Origin of the sequence: Prosthecobacter sp. (genome assembly GCF_044378005.1) — a bacterium.
Classification (GTDB): domain Bacteria; phylum Verrucomicrobiota; class Verrucomicrobiia; order Verrucomicrobiales; family Verrucomicrobiaceae; genus Prosthecobacter.
Genome location: NZ_JBILYB010000221.1, coordinates 1 through 6,564, shown reverse-complemented (window position 1 = coordinate 6,564; position 6,564 = coordinate 1). Strand labels below are relative to the sequence as shown.

At 61.6% G+C, this 6,564-nt stretch carries 5 protein-coding genes; 3 read left to right on the top strand and 2 right to left on the bottom strand.

What is annotated here, in order from left to right:
• Nucleotides 1-31: 31 nt before the first annotated feature.
• The gene (gene ilvD / locus AC6FTP_RS24685) at nt 32-1,747 is read right to left on the bottom strand and encodes a dihydroxy-acid dehydratase (protein WP_497209569.1); all 1,716 of its coding nucleotides are present in this window, start codon (nt 1,745-1,747) and stop codon (nt 32-34) included.
• 106 nt (nt 1,748-1,853) lie between these two features.
• Here ilvD and AC6FTP_RS24680 point away from each other — a divergent pair, with 106 nt between their 5' ends.
• Nucleotides 1,854-2,594 (top strand): ABC transporter ATP-binding protein, encoded by a 741-nt coding sequence (locus tag AC6FTP_RS24680; RefSeq protein ID WP_497209568.1) that lies wholly within the window; start codon nt 1,854-1,856, stop codon nt 2,592-2,594.
• On the top strand, nt 2,591-5,197 hold the full coding sequence (locus tag AC6FTP_RS24675; protein ID WP_497209567.1) for a CPBP family intramembrane glutamic endopeptidase: 2,607 nt from the start codon (nt 2,591-2,593) through the stop codon (nt 5,195-5,197). The genes AC6FTP_RS24680 and AC6FTP_RS24675 overlap by 4 nt, the downstream gene beginning before the upstream one ends.
• A 4-nt stretch (nt 5,198-5,201) precedes the next feature.
• Here AC6FTP_RS24675 and AC6FTP_RS24670 read toward each other — a convergent pair whose 3' ends face one another.
• Nucleotides 5,202-5,642 (bottom strand): 3-hydroxyacyl-ACP dehydratase FabZ family protein, encoded by a 441-nt coding sequence (locus tag AC6FTP_RS24670; RefSeq protein WP_497209566.1) that lies wholly within the window; start codon nt 5,640-5,642, stop codon nt 5,202-5,204.
• Nucleotides 5,643-5,737: 95 nt separating this feature from the next.
• On the opposite strand from AC6FTP_RS24670, the gene AC6FTP_RS24665 reads away from it, so the two are divergent.
• A complete protein-coding gene (locus AC6FTP_RS24665; protein WP_497209565.1) occupies nt 5,738-6,505 on the top strand; it encodes a lysophospholipid acyltransferase family protein in 768 nt (255 codons plus the stop codon).
• The last annotated feature ends 59 nt before the right edge of the window (nt 6,506-6,564 follow it).

Below are 6,564 nucleotides of genomic sequence, written 5' to 3'. Positions count from 1 at the left end.
GCCCCACCAGTTTACGAGTTGAAAACTCGTTCTACAAATCCGTCACCGCGCCGTGGCTGGCATCGCTCGTGAGCTTGGCATACTTCGCCAGCACACCACGCGTGTAGCGCGGCTTCGGCTGCTTCCACTTCGCGAGACGATCTTTGAGTTCCTTGGCAGGAATGCCCAGCGTGATGCTGCGCTTCTCGGCGTCGATGGTGATGGGGTCACCGTTCTTGATGACGGCAATCGGGCCGCCGACAAAGGCTTCGGGCGTCACATGGCCGACGACGAAACCGTGGCTGCCGCCGCTGAAACGTCCATCGGTGATGAAGGCGACGTCTTTGCCGAGACCTTTGCCCATGATGGCGGAGGTGGGCGAAAGCATCTCACGCATCCCTGGGCCGCCTTTGGGGCCTTCCATGCGCACGACGATGACGTGGCCCTTCTTGACCTTGTCATTCAGGATGGCCTGCAGCGCAGTTTCTTCGGACTCAAACACGATGGCCTTGCCTTCGAACTTGAGACCTTCCTTGCCGGAGATTTTGCCGACGGCACCTTCGGGGCAGAGGTTGCCTTTGAAGATGACGAGGTGGCTGTCTTTCTTGATCGGGTCGGTCAGCGGGCGGACGATCTGCTGGTCCTTGGGCCAGAAGATTTTGCTGTTCTTCATGTTCTCCTTCATCGTCTTGCCGGTGACGGTGAGGCAGTCGCCGTGCATGAGGCCTTCGTTCACCAGGATGCGGATGAGCGGGACGGTGCCGCCGATCTTCACGAGGTCGTTCATGAAGTATTTGCCACTCGGCTTCACGTCCGCGAGCACCGGCGTCTTCTTGCCGATGCGGACGAAGTCCTCGATGCCGAGCTTCACGCCCGCGCTGTGCGCCATGGCGATGAGGTGCAAAACGGCGTTCGTGCTGCCGCCGAGCGTGATGATGAGCGTGATGGCGTTTTCAAACGCCTCCTTCGTCATGATGTCGCGAGGCGTGATGCCGCGCTTGATCATGTTCATGACGGCAGCGCCGGCGTCGAAGCAGTCGATCAGCTTCTCGTTCGAAACAGCAGCCTGAGCGCCGGAGTTCGGCAGGCTCATGCCGAGAGCTTCAATCGCTGAAGCCATCGTGTTGGCGGTGTACATGCCTCCGCAGCTTCCTTCACCGGGGATGGAGTGCTCTTCGATGTCGATGAGTTCCTTCTCGCTGATCAGGCAGTTGGCGTGCTTGCCCACCGCCTCGAAGACCGTGACGATGTCCGCGTCCTTCTTCTCCGGGCCGACACAGCCTGGGAGGATCGTGCCGCCATAAACAAACACGCTGGGACGGTTCATGCGTGCCATGGCCATGAGGCAGCCCGGCATGTTTTTGTCACAACCGCCGATGGCGACGAAGCCGTCCAGGCCCTCGCAGCCGACGACGGTTTCGATGGAGTCTGCGATGACTTCACGTGAGACGAGCGAGTATTTCATCCCCTCTGTGCCCATGCTGATGCCGTCGGAGATGGTGATGGTGTTGAAGATGATGCTCTTGCCACCCGCAGCATCCACGCCCTTCGCGGATTCCTTGGCGAGGCGATCAATGTGCATGTTGCACGGCGTCACCATGCTCCAGGTGCTGGCGATGCCGATCTGCGACTTCTTGAAGTCCTCGCGCTTGAATCCGACCGCATGAAGCATCGCCCGGCTGGCGGCGCGCTCCGCCCCATCGACGACGATGGCGCTGTGTTTGCGGTGAAGGGATTCGGGTTTCTGGGATGCTGCTTTCTTGGCCATGGTAGGAGCACGCAACGTGGCAGGCGCGTGCGATTCCTGCAAGCAGGCAGTACCAGAGACAGAAAAAGCTCGCACCTGCTAAACGGACTTTGTTTCATCTGGCGGCATGTCCGAAGAAATTGAGCCTCTAGTCATCATCGAAAACATCACGAAGCGATTTGGTGACAAGGCTGCCTTGATGGATGTCTCGTGGAGGCTGCCGCGCGGGCAGATCAGCGGGTTGCTCGGCCCGAATGGCGCGGGAAAGACGACGCTTTTTCGTCTGCTCATGGGCATCTTGAAAGCGACGCAGGGTCGGATGAGCATCGCGGGGCATGACTGCTTCGAGGAGCGGGTGCAGGTGAAGCGGCTCGTGGGCTTCCTGCCGGATGAGCCGGTCTTTTACTCTTACCTCAGTGGACGGGAGGTGCTGGAGCTGAGCGCTGGGATGCATGGGCTGGATGTGAAGGCGGCGATGCTGCGCCTCGTGCCGCTGATCAAACGACTCGGCATGGTGGAGGCGATGTATCAGTATGCGGACGACTACTCACGCGGGATGAAAAAGAAGCTCGGGCTGATGCTGGCGCTGCTGCATGAGCCTCCACTGCTGGTGCTGGATGAACCGACGAACGGGCTCGATGTGGAAAGCACGCGGCTCTTCTTTGACCTGATGCGCGAGCTGGCGGCGGCGGGGACGACGATCGTCTTCTCCACACATCTGATGGATCAGGTGGAGCGCCTGTGCAGCCATGTAGCGGTGATCGCACGCGGGAAACTCGTGCGCACGGGCAGTCTCGCAGACATCTGCGGCGGACGCGGGCTGGAGGAGGTCTTCATCGAGCTGACGCACGGAGCTACTCACGCATGAAGAGCGACCTGCCACCACCGACAGGCAATTGGACCACGCTAATCCTGCTGTGGAAGGCAGCGCGTGTGCGAGCCGCTGGCAGGCAAAAGCGCCAAGGCGAGCTGATGAAGCGAAAGACCGGCAGCAGCTCGGACACACTTGGCGGACTGGCGATGGTCTTCGTCGTTGTCGTGATGGGATTTGTGCACGGGTCTCTGGGCTGGATGCTCACGGGAGCGCTGAAGACTTCCCAGATCGAAAACCTGGAAAACGAAGGTCGTTTAGTGCTCGTATCCTGGCAGTATCAAGAAGCCGAGAGGCTCGAAAAGCTACGATCCAGGATCGAAGAGGCGCGCATGTCAAAAGATGCCATGTCGCCTGAGAAAGAGAGTCACCTTAGTTTTGATAAAAGTGTTTACGCAGACAAATTGGATGCCTTTGGCAGGGACGTTTCCCGTGAAAAAAGACGCGACCGAGGCGAAGCGCTGGAACGCCACAAAAAGCTCATCATCAACCATTTCAAAAAGCACGGTCTGGCTGGTTTCCAGAATGAAAAAGACATTGGTTCCAATCAGTTTTCCGCCCCGGCTTCCATCCCCGTCACCTACTGGCCCTTTGTCGGCTTCATGCTGCTTTGGTGGCTGGTGATGATCGTGTTTCAGGGCGAGGGACTGGAGCTGGACATCCAGAGGCGGCGGCATCCGATGTGGGAATGGCTACTGAGTCATCCGGTGCGGCCCTTGGCGGCCTTTGCGGCGGAGATGCTTTCCCCGCTGATGGCGAACCCGATCTACTTTTCTGCGCCGATCTTCTGGTGGGTGGTGCTGGGGAAAGTCTTCGGCATGGGCGCTGGATTCGTGGGCGCGCTGTTGATCGGTCTGCCCTTCGCCGTCGCGGCTTCGTGTTTGAACAAGGCGCTGGAGATCGCCGCACTGCTGCGGCTCTCCGTGCGCAATCGAGGGGCCGTGCTCGGGCTCATGTCCTGGGCGGGTTACGCGGCGATGATGCTGCCGCTTTTCATGCTGAATGCCCGGAGTCTGAAGGTGTGGCTCGTGTCCACACTGGGTGAGCTGAGCGCCTGGGTGCCGACATGGCCGGCACGGGCGCTCGTCATCGGCTGGGGCGCTGAGCCGGTGCTCTGGCAGGTGGTCGTGTCCGGGGTGCTGCTGGCGGGCATCATCTGTGTGGCATCAGGCTGGCTGGCATGGTGGGGCACGGCGCATGGGCTGCAAAGCGGCGGCGCTGGGGCACCCACTCAACCGCGCTTGCTCGAGGCGGACTTCGGCCCGCGCTGGCTGGCTGGGAATGCGCTGTATCGAAAGGAGCTGCTGTGGTTTTGGCGGGATAAAAGCGCTGTCGTGCAGGTCGTGCTCATCCCGCTGACCATCGGTGCTTTTCAGGCCTTCAATCTGCGCGGCGTGGTGGAGATGGCGGGCAGTCACTGGAATGCCCTGTGCGGGCTGGCGATCATCTGTGGCACCTACTTTCTGCTCGTGCTCGGGCCGCGATCGCTGGCCTCGGAAGGCGGCGCGCTGTGGATCGCGCTGACGTGGCCGCGCGGGCTGGAGGATCTGCTGAAGGCAAAGGCGCGCCTCTGGTGGATCGTCGCAAATGGGATCGTGGGCATGATCCTCGCGGCGGCGATTTTCATCTTCCCGGTGGATGCGTGGCGCATCGGCCTCGTCGCCGTCGGCTGGGTCGTCTTCAGCCATAGTTTGGCAGAGAAATCCGTGACGTTGGTGATGGCTCCTTCGTCCTCAGGTGAGATCGAGCGCCCACCCGCTGGGCGGCAATGGGCGGCCATGCTCGGCACCCTGGCTTTTGGTTCGGGCGTGCTGATGCAGGCCTGGCACAGCGCCATCATCGGGGTCGTCTTTTCCTCACTCACCGCAGCGGCGATGTGGCAAAACCTGCGCGCACGCCTGCCGCATCTCTTTGATCCATGGTCGGAAAAGCTGCCGCCTGCGCCCACGCTGATGCACGCCATGATCGGCATCGCCGCGATGGTGGAAGTGGTGGGCCTCGTCTCCGGCATCGCCATCGCCGCCGGGAGCGCCAGTGATCTGTGGATGGTTCGCAGCATCGTCTATGGTGCAGTCGGACTGCTGGCGTGGTGGATCATGCACGGCTTCCTGGGCGGCCACGGGGTGAAGGCCCGAGACATCTGGCTCTGGCCGGGTGAAGGCGGCTGGATTCCCACGTCTGTGCTCAATGGTGGCGCAGCGCTCGCGGGTATCTGTCTGGCAGGAGCCGCGCTGCTTTACATCCTGCTGCTGGAGGCGCTGCCCTTCACGCGAGAGCACCTGCAAGAGATGGCCAAGATCAAAGCTGAGTTTGGAAATCAGGTCGTCTGGCAGTTCCTGCTCGCGGTGGGCTTCGCTCCCTTCGCCGAGGAGTACTTTTTCCGTGGCCTACTCTATCGCGCGCTGGACCGTGAGTGGGGAGGCCTGAAAGCCCTGCTCGGCAGCGCCGCCTTCTTTGCCATCTACCATCCGCCGATGGCCTGGCTTCCGGTCTTCGCCGTCGGTCTGGTGAACGCGGGGCTTTTCAAGAAAGGCGGCCGTCTGTGGCCCTGCGTGGTACTGCACATGGCCTACAATGCGGTGATCGTGCTCTTTCAGTAACCACTCACTCCTCCCCACTAAGCACGATGCTGCCACTGGCGAGCTTCGTGCCATCAGAAGTCAAAATCTCTCCGCTGATCTGGACGAGGCCGGGCATGACGGCATCACGCTTGGCGTGGAGGGTCAATGTCTGGCCGGGGGGGATGCTGCCGAGGATCTTGAACTGGCGCACGGCGGTGAGGCGGACGTTGCGCAGCGGGTTGTCACCACGATCACTCTGCGCGAGCACGCCGCCGAGCTGAGCAAGTGACTCGATCATGATCACGCCGGGCAGCAGTGGATGGCCGGGGAAGTGGCCTTCGAGGAAGGCTTCGTCGCCTTTTAGCGTCCAGCGGGCGGTGGCGGAGATACCGGGCACTAGCTCCACCAGCTCATCCACGAAGCGGAAAGACGGACCGTGCGGAAGGGAGGAAAGGGCTTGGAAAAGATCGGCGGGCTGCGACATACTGGCCGCGTCTTAGCGATGAAGTCTGTGTCTGACAAACGGCAATCCCACTACCCTCGGAATCCTGCGTGACTTCCCCGAGCGCATCATCGCACTTGCAGCGTGCCACCTGGACGGATCGTCTGCGCTTCGTCACCGCAGGCTTGGTTTTGCTGGCCTACTGGTCGGTCTGCTCGCTCGTGCTACTGCCGCTGGTGAATGTTTTGCTCCTGCTGAGATGCCAGCCGCGTCGTCGGGAACTGGGGCAGGCTGTTTTGAAACAAATGTTCCGGGGCGTGGCGGGCATCCTGCGCTGGTTCGGGGTGATTGAGGTGAGCTACCACGGCTTTGATCGTGTGAAGGCGCATCTCGGTCCCGTGATCCTCGCGCCGAATCACCCGGCGCTCTGGGACGCGGTCTTTGTGCTGGCGGAGGTGGACCAGGCGGCCTGTGTGCTGAAAGCCTCGCTCATGCGCAATCCGCTCCTCACCTTTGGCGCGAGGGCGGCGGGCTTTGTGCCGAATGAACCGACGCATCCGATGCTGCGCCACTGCATCGAGCTGCTGCGCAGTGGCGAGCGCATCCTCTTTTTCCCCGAGGGCACGCGCACCCGGCCCGAGCATGGTCGGATGAATCCGCTCTTCGGCGGCTTGGCGATCATCGCGCGAAAGTCAGGCGCGCCCGTCCTGCCGATCATCGTGCGGACGAGCAGCCGTTACTTGAGCAAAGGCTGGCCCATCTGGCGTCTGCCCACGGAGCCGATCCGCATCCAACTCAGCGTCGGTGAATCCGTGACCTGCGGTCCCAACGACGATGCGCAGCTTTTCCTCGATCGACTCCGCCAGAGCTATCTGGATGCCGGATGTGGAGTGAGCGACTCCTGATCAGGCTTTGCCAAGCCAGAGCATCCGCGTGCCGAAGATGACGAGCACGGCGCCGAAGA

Bases quoted from the DNA above. Each gene is read 5' to 3' on its own strand.
- ilvD (WP_497209569.1), bottom strand. From the start codon at position 1,747: ATGGCCAAGAAAGCAGCATCCCAGAAACCCGAATCCCTTCACCGCAAA.
- AC6FTP_RS24680 (WP_497209568.1), top strand. From the start codon at position 1,854: ATGTCCGAAGAAATTGAGCCTCTAGTCATCATCGAAAACATCACGAAG.
- AC6FTP_RS24675 (WP_497209567.1), top strand. From the start codon at position 2,591: ATGAAGAGCGACCTGCCACCACCGACAGGCAATTGGACCACGCTAATC.
- AC6FTP_RS24670 (WP_497209566.1), bottom strand. From the start codon at position 5,642: ATGTCGCAGCCCGCCGATCTTTTCCAAGCCCTTTCCTCCCTTCCGCAC.